The sequence below is a fragment of the Xanthomonas sp. LMG 12459 genome (assembly GCF_009192905.1).
GTDB classification, from domain to species: domain Bacteria; phylum Pseudomonadota; class Gammaproteobacteria; order Xanthomonadales; family Xanthomonadaceae; genus Xanthomonas_A; species Xanthomonas_A sontii.
On sequence record NZ_NSGT01000006.1, the window covers coordinates 30,757 to 45,642 of the forward strand.

The window sequence follows — 14,886 nt, forward strand, 5'->3', positions numbered from 1 at the left end:
CATGACCTCGGCGATCACGTGGGTGCGGCAACGGTTCGCGGAGCGCAAGGATACCGAGCATGCGCAGGCCCTGGTGCGGATCATCCTGATCTCCATCATCCTGAGCTACGTGTTGCTGCCGGGTCCGCGGGCGACCTTGCCGATGCGCGAGTACCTGAACGTGGTCGCCGTGGTGTCGTCCGGTCTGGTGCTGTCGCTGGGCGTGCTGGCCTGGCTGCTGTGGCGGCCGGAGCGTTGCGACACGCGACGGATCATCGGCATGATCGCCGACTACGGCCTGATCGCCGCGGCCATGATCGGCATGGGCGAGCCGCTGGCCTGGATGTACGTCGTGGTGCTGTGGGTGACGGTCGGCAACGGTTTGCGCTACGGCAACCGGTATCTGTATCTGGCGGTGGCCATGGGGGTGACCAGCTTCGGCACCACCGTGCTGGTGACACCCTACTGGCGCAACAACCTTGGGCTGGGGATCGGTCTGGTCGTCGGCCTGCTGGCGGTGCCGCTCTATCTGTCTGGGCTGCTGCGGCAGTTGACCCAGGCCACCAAGGAAGCGCAGCGCGCCAACGAGGCGAAGAGCCGCTTTCTGGCCAACATGAGCCACGAGTTCCGCACGCCGCTCAATGGCCTCTCGGGCATGACCGAGGTGCTGTCGACAACCAGGCTCGATGCCGAGCAGCGCGAGTGCGTCAGCACCATCCAGGCCTCTGCCAAGAGCCTGCTCTCGCTGGTCGAAGAGGTGCTGGACATCTCCGCCATCGAGGCCGGAAAGGTCCGCGTCGACAAGAGCGCCTTCTCGCTGCGCGAGACCGTGGAGCAGATCGGGCTGATCCTGCAGCCGCAGGCGCGGGCCAAGGCGATCGGCTATTTCGTCGACATCGCTGCTGAAGTACCGAACCATCTGCTGGGCGATGCGGGTCACCTGCGCCAGGTGCTGCTGAATCTGGCCGGGAACGCGATCAAGTTCACCGATTCCGGTCGCGTCGACGTGCGGGTCAAGCTGCTGCGCAGCGACGCGGAGCGGACGTGGCTGAGTTTCGATATTGTCGATACCGGTATCGGGGTGCCGGAATCGATGCGATCGCGGTTGTTCGATGCGTTCGAGCAGGCGGATGTGGGGCTGGCCCGGCGTTACGAGGGCACCGGGCTAGGGACCACGATCGCCAAAGGCCTGGTGGAATCGATGGGCGGCAGTATCGGCTATCAGGAGAACCTGCCGCGCGGCAGCCGGTTCTGGTTCGATCTGCCTTTCGAGATCGCTGCGAGCAGCGTTGAGGAAGCGCCGGAAACGGAAGCGGCTGCCGCCGAACATCCCGAGGAAAACGGTCAGCCCGGGAACGTCATCGCCTTTTCCGATCCCTTCCTGCGCCACCGTGCACGCATCCGCAGCATGCGCATTCTGGTGGCCGACGATCATGCCGCCAATCGCATGGTGCTGCAGCGCCTGCTGCAGAAGGCCGGTCACCGTCCGATCTGCGTCGAAGGGGCCGAATCGGTGCTGGACGCCTTGGCGGAGAGCGAGTTCGACGGGGTCATCGTCGATCTGCACATGCCGGGCATGAGCGGATTGGACATGCTGAAGCAGTTGCGGATCATGCAGGCTGGCGGCCCGCGGACGCCTGTGGTGGTGCTCAGTGCGGACGTCACGCCCGATGCGATCCAGCGTTGCGAGCAGGCCGGTGCGCACACGTTCCTGGCCAAGCCGGTGGTGGCCAGCCGTTTGCTGGATACCCTGGCCGACATCGCGGTGGAAGGACGTCTGCGCGGTTCGGGCGAGGCTCAGGTCAGGCAGTTGAGTGCCACCGCCGAAGGGGTGCTGGATTCCTCTGTGCTCGACGAACTGGCCGGGCTGGGCATGGGCGAGGGATTCGAGCGCGAGTTCATTTCGCAGTGCCTCAACGACGCCGAAGGCTGTCTGGGCGGCATGCAGATCGCAGGCGACGCGGAGCATTGGGAACGCCTGCGCGAACATGCCCACGCGATCAAGGGCGTGGCGAGCAATCTGGGCCTGATCCGGTTGGCCAGCCTCGGTGGCGAACTGATGCAGATGGCGGAATGGCAGATGCGCAGCGAATGGCGCTCCCGATTGATGGCACTCAATGCCAGTCTGACCGAGGGCAGGGAAGTACTCGAGGCGCGCGCGCGCCGCAGCGCCAGTTCCGAAGAGAACGAGCTGCGCTGACGCCCGCAGTAGGGCCCGGGCATGGCACCGGGCCGACCACTGATCGCAGACCGCTGACGTCTTGCCCTAGGCTGCGACGTCCCGCGCACGCCGGGTCTGCGCGCGTACCAGCCGATCCATCGTGCGCAGCGATTTCTCGTCCAACGCCAACGCGGAGTCGACCCAGATGTCGGTGATCGCCTGCAGTTCCTGCAGCGTCACGGGTTGCGCCAGATTGCGCACGGCGTTCATCGCCAGGTACGACTGCGGGTTGCGGCGCTGGTCGTGGATGAGTTGCTTCACGCGGTCGATGCCCTGATTCCGCGGGACCAGCACATCGACGATGCCCATCGCATGCATCTGCTCGCTGCTGTAGAGGTCGGCGCTCAGAATGATCCGTTCGGCGACATGCGGAGCGACCCGCTTGCACAGGAACGAATAAGCGCCCATGCCGGGAATCAGCCCGAAAATCGCCTCGGGCAAGCCCATGGTGACGCCTTCCTCCGCAACGATGGTGTGGCAGGCCAACGCCATCTCAAGCCCCCCGCCCAACGTATCGCCCTGCAGCAGGGCGATGGTGCGCACATCGCCCGACAGGCCGCGATGCAGTTGGTGGACGCCGCTGACGCAGCGATAGGCGTAGTCGAGCAGTTGCGCACGGTCCTTGCGGCGGATGAGGTCGGAAAAAAGCGCGAGATCGCCGCCGAGGTTGAAGACATTGGCGTCCGAGGCGATGACCAGATGCTGCAGCGCGCTCTTCCTGGGCGCCTGCGATCGCGTCGTCATGACCTCCAGCGCTGCCAGGACGTCATCGAGCATCTGGCTATGGAAGCAGGGACGCGTTCCGAGTTGCGGATTCGCATGCATGTACAGCCAATGGCTATCGTCGTCGCCGTCCGCATCGATGCGGATGCTGGAGTAGGCGCGGGTACGGGGCAGCGTGTCGATCGTGCTCATGGCGGGCTCTCGGAAAGACGCCCGCGGAGATGGCGTGGCGCAGCGGGCGAGTGCGTTTCCACCCGGCGGATGCTACACCCGGGTGCCGCGGCCGGAACTCGCCCCGCCAGCGCCTGCACGGGCGCCGCGTGGGCGCCCGTCGGACCTGCTTATTGCGGCGGCGGCGCGTCGCGCAGTTCGCGCCGCAGGATCTTGCCGACGTTGGTCTTGGGCAGTTCCTTGCGGAACTCGACGATGCGCGGATGCTTGTAGCCGGTGAGGTTGGCGCGGGCGTGCGCCTTCACCTCGTCGGCGGTCAGGTTGGGGTCCTTCTTCACGATCACCACCTTGACCGCTTCGCCGGATTTTTCGTCCGGCACGCCGACCGCGGCCACTTCCAGCACGCCGGGCATCATCGCGATGACGTCCTCGACCTCGTTCGGATACACGTTGAAGCCGGACACCAGGATCATGTCCTTCTTGCGGTCGACGATGTAGAAGAAGCCCTGCGGATCCATCCGCGCCATGTCGCCGGTGTGCAGCCAGCCGTCGGCGTCGATGGCGCTGGCGGTTTCCTCCGGACGGCGCCAATAGCCCTTCATCACCTGCGGCCCGCGGATGCACAGCTCGCCGACCTCGCCATGGGCGAGGACCTGGCCCTGGTCGTCCTTGACGCAGGCGTCGGTGGACGGGATCGGCAGGCCGATCGCGCCGTTGTATTCGGTCAGGGTCAGCGGGTTGATGCAGGCCGCCGGCGAGGTCTCGGTGAGGCCGTAGGCTTCGACCAGGGTGACCCCGGTGACCTGCTTCCAGCGCTCGGCCACCGCGCGTTGCACCGCCATGCCGCCGCCGAGGGTGAACTTCAGCGAGGAGAAATCCACCTTGTCGAAACCGGGAGTGTTGAGCAGGCCGTTGAACAGGGTGTTGACGCCGGTGAAGGCGGTGAAGCGGGTCTTCTGCAGCTCCTTGACAAAGCCCGGCATGTCGCGCGGATTGCTGATCAGGTGGTTGAGCCCGCCGAGCTTCATGAAGACCAGCCCGTTCGCGGTCAGCGCGAAGATGTGGTACAGCGGCAGCGCGGTGATGATGACTTCCTTGCCTTCCTCCAGCTTGCCGGTCGCCGAGATCCAGGCGCCGGCCTGCAGCATGTTGGCGACCAGGTTGCGGTGGGTCAGCATCGCGCCCTTGGCCACGCCGGTGGTGCCGCCGGTGTACTGCAGGAAGGCGATGTCGTCCGGTTCGATGTCGATCTGAGGCAGCGTGTGCAGGCGGCCCAGCGTCAGCGCGTCGCGGAAGCGGATCGCGTTGGGGATGTCGTAGTCCGGCACCAGCTTCTTGACGTACTTCAGCACGAAGTTGACCAGCGGGCCCTTGGGGAAGCCCAGCATGTCGCCCAGGCCGGTGGTGATGACCTGTTTGACGGGGGTATCGGCGAGCACTTCCTGCACGGTGGTACCGAAGTTGTCGATCACCACCAGGGCGCTGGCGCCGGAGTCGATCAGCTGGTGGCGCAGTTCGCGCGGGGTGTACAGCGGATTGACGTTGACCACGGTCATGCCGGCCAGCAGCACGCCGAAGGTGGCGATGGGGTACTGCAGGCAGTTGGGCATCATCAGGGCGACGCGGTCGCCTTTCTTGAGCTGCAGTTCGCCCAGCAGGTAGCCGGCGAATTGCCGGGCCAGTTCGCCGGCCTCGCGGTAGGTCAGGGTCTTGCCGAAGTTGCAGTAGGCGGGGCGGTCTCCGAACTTGGCCACGGAGCTTTCGAACACCGCGGCGACGGAGCGGTACTCGTCGACGTTGATGTCGGCGCCAACGCCGGCCGGATAACTCTGCAACCACGGACGATCCAGACTCATATTCCCCCTCCAGGAAACGTAGTGATGTGTGCGGCGCGGACAGTATCCATCAGAACCGACGACAGCAGCATACCGTTCCGTAGGGCAAAGGCGAACAGGGCAAGGCCGCAGGCTGCGGCGCCGCGTCGGCGGCGCGCGGCCACCACTGGCGCGCGCGCGTAGGCGGTGCCGGCCCGAGCAATGCTGCCACGCGCAGCCCGGCGGCAGCGCCACCGCGGGTTAGGTCCGGCTCAGCGCGTGCGGCGCACCGGTGCGCCATCGGCGACGTAGTACGGCGCGGTGCTGCGTGGCAGCGCCTGGCGGCCGCGGATGCGGTCGGCCAGCTTCTCGGCGATCATGATCGTCGGCGCGTTGAGATTGCCGGTCACCACCTGCGGCATGATCGAGGCATCGACGATGCGCAGGCCTTCGAGGCCGTGCACGCGTCCCTGGCCGTCCACCACCGCCATCGGATCGTCGGCGTGGCCCATCTTGTTCGAGCACGACGGGTGGTAGGCGGTCTCTGCGTGTTCGCGCACGAACGCGTCGATCTGCGCGTCGCTGCGCAGTTCGCTCCCCGGCGAGATCTCGCGGCCGCTGTACGCCGCCAGCGCCGGCTGCGCGAAGATCTCGCGGGTGATCCGCACCGCGGCGCGGAACTCGCGCCAGTCCTGTTCGTGCGACATGTAGTTGAACAGGATGCTCGGATGCTGACGCGGGTCCTTGGAGACGATGTGGATGCGGCCGCGGCTGGGCGAGCGCATCGACCCCACGTGCATCTGGAAGCTGTGCGTCTTGATCGGGTTGGAGCCGTTGTAATTGATCGCCACCGGCAGGAAGTGGTACTGCAGGTTCGGCCAGGCGAAGTCCTCGTGGCTGCGGATGAAGCCGCCGGCCTCGAACTGATTGCTGGCGCCGATGCCGGTGCCCAGGAACAGCCATTGCGCACCGATCGCCGGCTGGTTGTACAGCTTCAGCGCCGGTGCCAGCGACACCGGCTGTCTGCATTCGTACTGCAGGTACATTTCCAGGTGATCCTGCAGGTTGGCGCCGACGCCGGGCAGGTGGTGGACCAGCTCGATGTCCAGCCCGCGCAACAGGTCGGCCGGGCCGACGCCGGAGCGCTGCAGGATCTGCGGCGAGGCGATGGCGCCGCCGCACAGCAGCACTTCGCGGCGGGCGGTGGCGCGCTGCAGCACGTCGTTGCGCAGCCACTGCACGCCGATGGCGCGTTTGCCGGAGAACAGGATGCGGTCGGTCAGCGCGTGGGTGACGATGGTCAGGTTCGGCCGCGATCTGGCCAGATCCAGGTAGCCGCGTGCGGTGCTGGAGCGGCGCCCGTGCGGCGTCACCGTGCGGTCCATCGGGCCGAAGCCTTCCTGCTGGTAGCCGTTGAGGTCGTCGGTGCGCGGGTAGCCGGCCTGCACGCCGGCTTCGATCATCGCCGCGAACAGGGGGTTGTTGCCGGACTTGGGCGTGGTCACGCGCAGCGGACCGTCGCCGCCGTGGTAGTCGTTGGCACCGATGTCGCGGGTTTCGGCCTTGCGGAAATAGGGCAGGCAGTCCAGGTAGGTCCAGTCTTCCAGGCCCGGCATGCCGGCCCAGTTGTCGTAGTCCATCGCGTTGCCGCGGATGTAGCACATGCCGTTGATCAACGAGGAGCCGCCCAGGCCCTTGCCGCGGCCGCAGTCCATGCGGCGGTGGTTCATGAACGGCTCCGGGTCGGTCTTGTACGCCCAGTTGTAGCGCCGGCCCTGCAGCGGGAAGGCCAGCGCGGCCGGCATCTGGGTGCGGAAGTCGAGGCGGTAGTCGGGGCCGCCGGCTTCCAGCAACAGCACGCTGACATCGGCATCCTCGGTCAGCCGCGTGGCCAGCACGTTGCCGGCCGAGCCGGCGCCGATGATGATGTAGTCGTACGCTTGGGCAGTCTTCATGACGGTTCTCCAGCAGGCCGGGGCGCGCTGCGCGCAGGCGTCCCGGCGGAAGGTCGGATCGGCGCGTCGGCCGGACGAGGGGGGCGCGGCTCAGAACACGCTGGCGTAGTCGCCCAGTTCGACCTGCACCGACTTGACGCGGGTGTAGTGGGCCAGGGTCGAGAGACCGTTCTCGCGGCCGACGCCCGATTCCTTGTAGCCGCCGACCGGCATTTCGGCCGGCGATTCGCCCCAGGTGTTGATCCAGCAGATGCCGGCTTCCAGGCGATGGATGATGCGGTGGGCGCGGCTGATGTCCTTGCTGACCACGCCGGCGGCCAGGCCGAAGCTGGTGGCGTTGGCGCGGCGGATCGCCTCTTCCTCGTCGTCGTAGGCGAGCAGGCTCATCACCGGCCCGAAGATCTCTTCCCTGACGATGCGCATGTCGTCGCGGCAGTCGGAGAACACGGTCGGCAGCACGTAGGCACCGTCGGCCAGCGCGCCTGCGCTGGCGCGGCCGCCGCCGATCAGCAGGCGCGCGCCTTCGGCCTTGCCGCTGTCGATGTAGCGCAGCACATTCTCCATGTGCGCAAAGCTGGTCAGCGGGCCGAAGTTGGTGGCGGCCGCCATCGGGTCGCCGATGCGGATGCGCTGCACGCGCTCGACCAGCGCCGCCTCGAACGCGGCCAGCATGCGGCGCGGCACGAACACGCGGGTGCCGTTGGTGCAGACCTGGCCGGAGCTGAAGAAGTTGGCCATCACCGCGATGTCGGCGGCGCGGTCCAGGTCGGCGTCGTCGCAGATCAGCAACGGCGACTTGCCGCCCAGTTCCATGGTCACTTCCTTCAGCGAGGAGGCGGCCGCGGCGGCCATCACCTTCTTGCCGGTGGCCACGCCGCCGGTGAAGGAGATCTTCTCGATCGCCGGATGCTCGGTCAGCCAGTTGCCGATCTCGCGGCCCGGGCCCTGCACCACGTTGAACACGCCGTCCGGCACGCCGGCCTCGGTGTAGAGCTTGGCCAGCTCCAGCACGCTCAGCGGGGTGACTTCGGACGGCTTGAACACCATCGCGTTGCCCGCGGCCAGCGCCGGGGCCGATTTCCACAGGGCGATCTGGATCGGATAGTTCCAGGCACCGATGCCGGCGACCACGCCCAGCGGCTCGCGGCGGGTGTAGAAGAAGCTCGATGCGCGCAGCGGCAACTGGATGCCTTCGATCGCGGTGGCCAGGCCGGCGTAGTACTCCAGGACGTCGGCGCCGGTGACGATGTCCACGCTGGTGGTCTCGCTCAGCGCCTTGCCGGTGTCCAGGGTTTCCAGCCGGGCCAGGGCGTCGTTGCGCGCGCGCAGCAGATCCACGGCGCGGCGCAGGATGCGCGAGCGCTCCATCGCGGTCATCGCGGCCCAGACCTTCTGGCCTGCGGCCGCGCTCTGCACGGCGCGCTCGACGTCGGCCTGGCTGGCGATCTGCACCTCGGCCAGGACCTGGCCGTTGGCCGGATTGACGGTCTGGAAGGTCCTGCCGCTGCTGGCATCGACCAGGCGACCGTGGATGTAGAGCTGTTGGACGGGAAGGGCGGTCATGGGGGCTCCTGGAAAGGCGGTGGGCGCGGCAGGCGCGCGTCAGGGCGTGTCGGCCCGCAGTTGGAAGTCGATGTATTCGTAGGCGATGCGCTGCGCCTTGCCGGTATCGAAGGCGGCGCCGACCAGGCTGCCGCGCAACCACAGGCCGTCGATCATCGCGGCCAGCCCGCGCGCGGACTGGCGCGCCTGCGCCCGCGGCAGCGCCCGGTTGAACTGATGGCACAGGTTGGAGAACAGGCGCTGATCGTTGGCCCGCTGCAGCCGCGCCAGTTCCGGCTGGTGCATGCTCGCGGCCCAGAAGGTCAGCCAGACGCGCATGGCCGCGCCGTTGACCTGGCTGTCGTCGAAATTGCCATCGACGATGGCGCGCAGTTGCGCACGCGGGGTGTCCTCGGACGCGCCGCGGCAGCGCGACACCGCGGCGCGCAGATCGCGCAGGATCTGCCGCATCGCGGCATTGAGCAGGCCGTCCTTGTCGCCGAAGTAGTGGGCGACGATGCCGCTGGAAAGCCCGGCCTTCCTGGCGATGGTGGCGACGGTCGCATCGGCCATGCCGATCTCGTCGATGGTCTGGAAAGTGGCACGGATCAGCTGCTCGCGGCGGATCGGTTCCACGCCTTTCTTGGGCATCGCGGCTCCACGGTCTTCGATCCCACGGGATCGGCTGGCGGCCATTATGCTTTTTATTGATTGAACGTTCAATCAATAAACCATACGATGCACCCGCCCCCCACGCCATGGGCCCGGTTTCCGGTCCGGCCTTGCCCATGCGCCCATCCGGACCGATGAGACAACTGCATGTCTTTCCAGGCTCCTCCCAAGCGCTCGGCCCTGCGCCTGAATCGCTTCGTGTTCTTCAGCGCATCGCTGTCCATCGGCGTGCTCGGGCTGCTCACCGTGCTCTTCCCCGAGGCCAGCGAACACTGGCTGCAATGGGCGCAGGCCGGGGTGTCGGCCGGTTTCGGCTGGTGGTACATGGTGTTGATCGTGGCGTGCCTGGGGTTCGTGCTGTGGCTGGCGGCTTCGCCGTACGGGCGCATCCGCCTGGGCCGCAACGACGAAGTGCCGGCGTTCGGCTACGTGGCCTGGGTGTCGATGCTGTTTTCCGCCGGTATCGGCATCGCGCTGCTGTACTACGGTGCCTACGAGCCGCTGGATCATTTCCTGAGCCCGCCCGGACAGCCTGGCGGCACCGCGGCGGCCGCGCGCGAGGCGCTGGTGCTGACCTTTCTGCACTGGGGGCTGCACGGCTGGGCGCTGTACGCGCTGGTGGGCGTGGCGCTGGGGTATTTCGCCTATCGCCGCAACCTGCCGCTGGCGTTGCGCTCGGCATTGCAGCCGGTCTTCGGCGACCGCGTGCATGGCCGCATCGGCGACATGGTGGATGGCTTCGGCATCCTGGCCACGCTGATCTCCATGGTCACCAACCTGGGCATCGGCGCGCTGGTGCTGCAATCGGGCCTGGTCTACCTGTTCGGCCTTCCCAATACCCCGCAGGTGCTGGTGCTGATCGTGCTGGCGATGATGGCGGTGGCGACGCTGGGCGTGGTCGCCGGGGTGGAGAAGGGCATCGCCTGGCTGTCCAACCTCAATGTGCGCCTGCTGTGCGTGCTGCTGCTGTTCGTGCTGTGCACCGGGCCGACCCTGCACCTGCTGGACGGCCTGGTGCAGAACACCGGCGACTATCTGGCCGCGTTCGTGCGCAAGAGCTTCGAGATGTATCTCAACGATCGCAACGGGCGCACCTGGCTCGGCTCGTGGACGCTGTTCTATTGGGCGTGGTGGATCGCCTGGGCGCCGTTCGTGGGGCTGTTCGTCGCCCGGATCTCGCGCGGCCGCACCATTCGCGAGGTGATTCTGGGGGTGTTGCTGATCCCGCTGGGTTTCACCCTGGCGTGGTTGTCGATCTTCGGCAACACCGCGATCGATCTGGTGCTCAACCATGGCCAGGCGGTTCTGGGCCAGGTGGCGCAGCACGATGCGGCGATGACCCTGTTCAAGCTGCTGGAATATCTGCCCGCCGCGCCGTACGTGGCCGGCGCCGCGGTGGTGATCGGCTTCGTGCTGTTCCTGACCCCGGTGGATTCGGGCACCTTGATGATCGCCAACCTGTGTACGCGTCGGGTCGAGGGCGGCACGGAGGACGAGCACGATGCGCCGATCTGGCTGCGCGTGTTCTGGGCGGCGGGCATCACGGTGGCCAGCATCGGACTGCTGCTGGCCGGCAACTTCACCGCGATGCAGACCGCGGTGGTGCTGTGCGGCCTGCCGTTCTCGTTCATCCTGGTGCTGTACATGATCGGCTTGCTGCGCGCCTTGCGCAGCGACGAGGACGTGCCCTGAGCCACCGCGCAGCGCCCCCGCGCAGTCGCGGGGGCCGGGCTTCCGCTGTCGGACACCCGCGGGCGGATCGGCGCGCAGCCAACTGACGCAGCACGTACTGCAGCAGGCCGCCGTGGTGGGCGAGCCGGCACGCTTGCGAACCACGGGTTCGCGCGCCGGCGCAGCGCCCCCGCGCAGTCGCGGGGGCCGGGCTTCCGCTGTCGGACACCCGCGGGCGGATCAGCGCGCAGCCAACTGACGCAGCACGTACTGCAGCAGGCCGCCGTGGTGGGCGAGCCGGCACGCTTGCGAACCATTGGTTCGCGTGCCGGCGCAGCGCCCCCGCGCTGGCGCGGGGGCCGGGTTTCCGCTGCCGGAAACCGCAGGGTCGGTCAGCGCGCGGCCAACTGACGCAGCACGTACTGCAGCAGGCCGCCGTGGTGGGCGAGCCGGCGCGCTTGCGAACCACGGGTTCGCGTGCCGGCGCAGCGCCCCCGCGCAGGCGCGGGGGCCGGGCTTCCGCTGTTGGAAACCGCCGGGTCGGTCAGCGCGCAGCCAACTGCCGCAGCACGTACTGCAGCAGGCCGCCGTGGCGGAAGTACTCCACTTCCTTCGGGGTCAGCAGCATCACCGCCACCTCGAAGGACTGCGCACTGCCGTCGGCCTTGGTCGCGACGACCTTGGCGCGCTTGCTGGCGCCGTCCTGCAGGCCGGTGATCTCGAAGACCTCCGAGCCGTCCAGGCCCAGGCTCTGCGCGTTCTGGCCTTCCAGGAACTGCAGCGGCAGCACGCCCATGCCCACCAGGTTGGAGCGGTGGATGCGTTCGAAGCTCTCGGCGATCACCGCCTTGACCCCGAGCAGGTTGGTGCCCTTGGCTGCCCAGTCGCGCGAGGAGCCGGTGCCGTACTCCTTGCCGCCGATCACCACCAGCGGCACGCCGTCGGCCTTGTACTTCATCGCCGCGTCGTAGATCGCCAGCTTTTCCGGCTGGCCGCCACCGGGCGGGTGGTACAGGGTGTTGCCGCCTTCCTCGCCGCCGAACATCAGGTTCTTGATGCGGATGTTGGCGAAGGTGCCGCGGACCATGACGTCGTCGTTGCCGCGGCGGCTGCCGTAGCTGTTGAAGTCGGCCGGCTGCACGCCGCGCTCCTGCAGGAAGCGGCCCGCCGGCGAGTCCTTCTTGATGTTGCCGGCCGGGGAGATGTGGTCGGTGGTGATCGAATCGCCGAACAGGCCCAGCACGCGCGCGCCGTGCACGTCCTCGATGCGGCCGACCTGCATGGTCATGCCGTCGAAGTAGGGCGGGTTCTTGATGTAGGTGGAGGCGCCGTCCCACGCGTACAGCTCGCCATCGGGCGAGGCGATGGTGTTCCAGCGGCTGTCGCCCTTGAACACGTCGGCGTAGTTCTGCTTGAACATCTCCGGGCCGACCGTGGCGGCGATGGTGTCGCCGATCTCCTTGTTGCTCGGCCAGATGTCGCGCAGGTACACCGGCTGGCCGTCGCTGCCGGTGCCGAGCGGGTCGCGGGTCAGGTCGATGTCGGTGGTGCCGGCGATGGCGTAGGCGACCACCAGCGGCGGCGAGGCCAGGTAGTTCATCTTTACTTCCGGATGCACGCGGCCTTCGAAGTTGCGGTTGCCCGACAGCACCGAGGCCACCACCAGGTCGTCCTTGGCGATCGCCGCGGAGACGTCCTCGGGCAGCGGGCCGGAGTTGCCGATGCAGGTGGTGCAGCCATAGCCGACCACGTAGAAGCCGAGCTGTTCCAGGTCGCCCATCACTCCGGCTTTCTTGAGGTAGTCGGTGACCACCAGCGAGCCCGGCCCGAGCGAGGTCTTGACCCACGGCTGCGCCTTCAGGCCCTTGGCCACGGCATTGCGCGCGAGCAGGCCGGCGCCGAGCATCACCGCCGGGTTGGAGGTGTTGGTGCAGGAGGTGATCGCCGCGATCACCACCGCGCCGTCGCGCAGCTGCCAGCCAGCGCCGCTGGCCTCGGCGTCCTGCGCATGCGCCGCCTGGGCGCCGACCGCAGTGCCGCCGCCGCCTTCGTTCTTGAGCCGGTCTTCCTGCACGGCATCGCTGCGGCGCTTGGCGCGCGCGTCGGCGAACGGCACCAGGCTGTCGCGGTAGTTGCGCTGCATGTCTTCCAGCAGCACGCGATCCTGCGGGCGCTTGGGACCGGCCAGCGACGGCTTGACGTCGCCCATGTCCAGTTCCAGGACGGCGCTGTATTCGGCATGCGCGCTGTCGGCGTCGTGCCACAGGCCCTGCGCCTTGGCGTAGGCCTCGACCAGCGCGATCTGCTCCTCGCTGCGCCCGGACAGGCGCAGATAGGTCAGCGATTCGGCGTCGATCGGGAAGATGCCGCAGGTGGCGCCGTACTCGGGCGCCATGTTGCCGATGGTGGCGCGGTCGGCCAGCGGCAGGTGCTGCAGGCCGTCGCCGAAGAACTCGACGAACTTGCCGACCACGCCGTGCTTGCGCAGCATCTGCGTCACCGTCAGCACCAGGTCGGTGGCGGTGGCGCCTTCGGGCAGCTTGCCGGTGAGCTTGAAGCCCACCACCTGCGGGATCAGCATCGAAGAGGGCTGGCCGAGCATCGCCGCTTCCGCCTCGATGCCGCCCACGCCCCAGCCGAGCACGCCGATGCCGTTGATCATGGTGGTGTGGCTGTCGGTGCCGAACACGGTGTCCGGGTAGGCGATCGCCTCGCCGTCGCGCTCGCCGGTCATCACCACCCGCGCCAGGTGCTCCAGGTTGACCTGGTGCACGATGCCGGTGTTCGGCGGCACCACCTTGAAGTTGTCGAAGGCCTTCTGGCCCCAGCGCAGGAAGCCGTAGCGTTCCTTGTTGCGCTGGAATTCGATCTTGCCGTTGAGGTCCAGCGCGTCGGGCTTGCCGAACACGTCCACCTGCACCGAATGGTCGATCACCAGTTCCGAGGGGATCAGCGGGTTGATCTGCTCCGGGCGTCCGCCGAGCTTGACCACCGCATCGCGCATCGCCGCCAGGTCGACCACGCAGGGCACGCCGGTGAAGTCCTGCAGCACCACGCGCGCCGGCATGAAGGCGATCTCGGTGTCGGGTTCGGCCTTGGGATCCCACTTGGCCACCGCCTCGATGTGGTCCTTGCCCACGGTCACGCCGCCGTCTTCGTGGCGCAACAGGTTTTCCAGCAGGATCTTCAGCGAGTAGGGCAGGCGGGCGATATCGAAGCGCTCGGCGAGCTTGGGCAGGCTGTAGTAGGCGTAGCGTTGGCCGTTGACCTCGAGCGAGGCGCGGGTGGAAAAGGAATCGCTCATCACGGAACTCCTATGGCGTCGCGGCTGTAGGGACTGCGGTCATTCTGACCGATTCAGTGTGTATGGCAGGTGTGACCGCCGCTGTATGCGGGCTTGAGTATGACGCTTCAAGTATGTAAAATTCGTACATACCTTGTGGAGCCCGCCCGATGGAAGCCACTGTCGCCGAACGCGGTCAGATCACCCTGCCGAAGGCCGTGCGCGATGCGCTGGGCCTGAGCAAGGGCACCATCCTGAAGGTGGAACTGGATGGCGGCCGGATCATCCTGCGCAAGAGCGTCGACGATGCCATCTCGCGCGCCCGCGGCCGCTTCAAGCTCGACGGCTTCGCCAGCACCGACGAGGCGATGCGCGCCATCCGCGGCCGTGCCCCGGGCGATCCGTTCGAACCCGAGCCCGACGCCGGCGCATGATCGCCATCGACTCGTCCGTGCTGGTGGACCTGCTGGCCGACGGCCCGCAGGCCGACGCCACCGAAGCCTGCCTGCGCCAGTGCCTGAGCACCGGCCCGGTGGTGGTCTGCGACATCGTCCTGGCCGAAGTCTGCAGCGCGCTGCGCGACGGTGCCGAGGCCTTGTCGGTGCTGGAGGACATGAGCATCCGCTTCAGCGCGCTGGAGGCCAAGTCGGCCTTGCGCGCCGGCGAGATGCAGCGCCGCTTCCGCGCCCGTGGCGGCAAGCGCGAGCGGGTGGTGGCCGATTTCCTGATCGGTGCGCATGCGCTGCTGCAATGCGATGGCCTGATCACCCACGACGACCGTTTTTTCCGCGATTACTTCAAAGGCCTGAAGATCATCGTCCCCAAGCCTGCCGGCTGACGCCGCGCCGCCGCTGC

At 67.7% G+C, this 14,886-nt stretch carries 10 protein-coding genes; 4 read left to right on the plus strand and 6 right to left on the minus strand.

What is annotated here, in order from left to right:
- The first annotated feature begins 1 nt into the window (after nucleotide 1).
- On the plus strand, nucleotides 2-2,179 hold the full coding sequence (locus tag CEK65_RS02125; protein WP_152180619.1) for an ATP-binding protein: 2,178 nt from the start codon (nucleotides 2-4) through the stop codon (nucleotides 2,177-2,179).
- 66 nt (nucleotides 2,180-2,245) lie between these two features.
- Here CEK65_RS02125 and CEK65_RS02130 read toward each other — a convergent pair whose 3' ends face one another.
- From CEK65_RS02130 to betI, 5 genes are all read right to left on the minus strand, one after another.
- Nucleotides 2,246-3,115, minus strand: coding sequence for a crotonase/enoyl-CoA hydratase family protein (locus tag CEK65_RS02130; protein ID WP_017908735.1), 870 nt, complete (start codon nucleotides 3,113-3,115; stop codon nucleotides 2,246-2,248).
- A gap of 149 nt (nucleotides 3,116-3,264) precedes the next feature.
- Nucleotides 3,265-4,950 carry a long-chain fatty acid--CoA ligase gene (locus tag CEK65_RS02135; protein ID WP_017908734.1) on the minus strand — a complete coding sequence of 562 codons (1,686 nt, stop codon included), beginning with the start codon at nucleotides 4,948-4,950 and terminating at the stop codon, nucleotides 3,265-3,267.
- A gap of 230 nt (nucleotides 4,951-5,180) precedes the next feature.
- Nucleotides 5,181-6,863, minus strand: coding sequence for a choline dehydrogenase (betA, locus tag CEK65_RS02140; RefSeq protein WP_017908733.1), 1,683 nt, complete (start codon nucleotides 6,861-6,863; stop codon nucleotides 5,181-5,183).
- Nucleotides 6,864-6,953: 90 nt separating this feature from the next.
- Entirely contained in the window at nucleotides 6,954-8,426 is a 1,473-nt protein-coding gene (betB, locus tag CEK65_RS02145; protein WP_017913892.1) for a betaine-aldehyde dehydrogenase, read from the minus strand.
- 39 nt (nucleotides 8,427-8,465) lie between these two features.
- Nucleotides 8,466-9,056, minus strand: a complete 591-nt coding sequence (betI, locus tag CEK65_RS02150; RefSeq protein ID WP_017913893.1) for a transcriptional regulator BetI — start codon at nucleotides 9,054-9,056, stop codon at nucleotides 8,466-8,468.
- 168 nt (nucleotides 9,057-9,224) lie between these two features.
- Here betI and CEK65_RS02155 point away from each other — a divergent pair, with 168 nt between their 5' ends.
- A complete protein-coding gene (locus tag CEK65_RS02155; protein ID WP_152180620.1) occupies nucleotides 9,225-10,769 on the plus strand; it encodes a BCCT family transporter in 1,545 nt (514 codons plus the stop codon).
- A gap of 523 nt (nucleotides 10,770-11,292) precedes the next feature.
- On the opposite strand, the gene acnA is transcribed toward CEK65_RS02155, so the two are convergent.
- Nucleotides 11,293-14,052 carry an aconitate hydratase AcnA gene (acnA, locus tag CEK65_RS02160; protein WP_152180621.1) on the minus strand — a complete coding sequence of 920 codons (2,760 nt, stop codon included), beginning with the start codon at nucleotides 14,050-14,052 and terminating at the stop codon, nucleotides 11,293-11,295.
- A gap of 149 nt (nucleotides 14,053-14,201) precedes the next feature.
- Here acnA and CEK65_RS02165 point away from each other — a divergent pair, with 149 nt between their 5' ends.
- Nucleotides 14,202-14,465 (plus strand): AbrB/MazE/SpoVT family DNA-binding domain-containing protein, encoded by a 264-nt coding sequence (locus CEK65_RS02165; RefSeq protein WP_010343322.1) that lies wholly within the window; start codon nucleotides 14,202-14,204, stop codon nucleotides 14,463-14,465.
- Nucleotides 14,462-14,869 (plus strand): type II toxin-antitoxin system VapC family toxin, encoded by a 408-nt coding sequence (locus CEK65_RS02170; RefSeq protein ID WP_017908728.1) that lies wholly within the window; start codon nucleotides 14,462-14,464, stop codon nucleotides 14,867-14,869. The genes CEK65_RS02165 and CEK65_RS02170 overlap by 4 nt, the downstream gene beginning before the upstream one ends.
- Nucleotides 14,870-14,886: the final 17 nt, after the last annotated feature.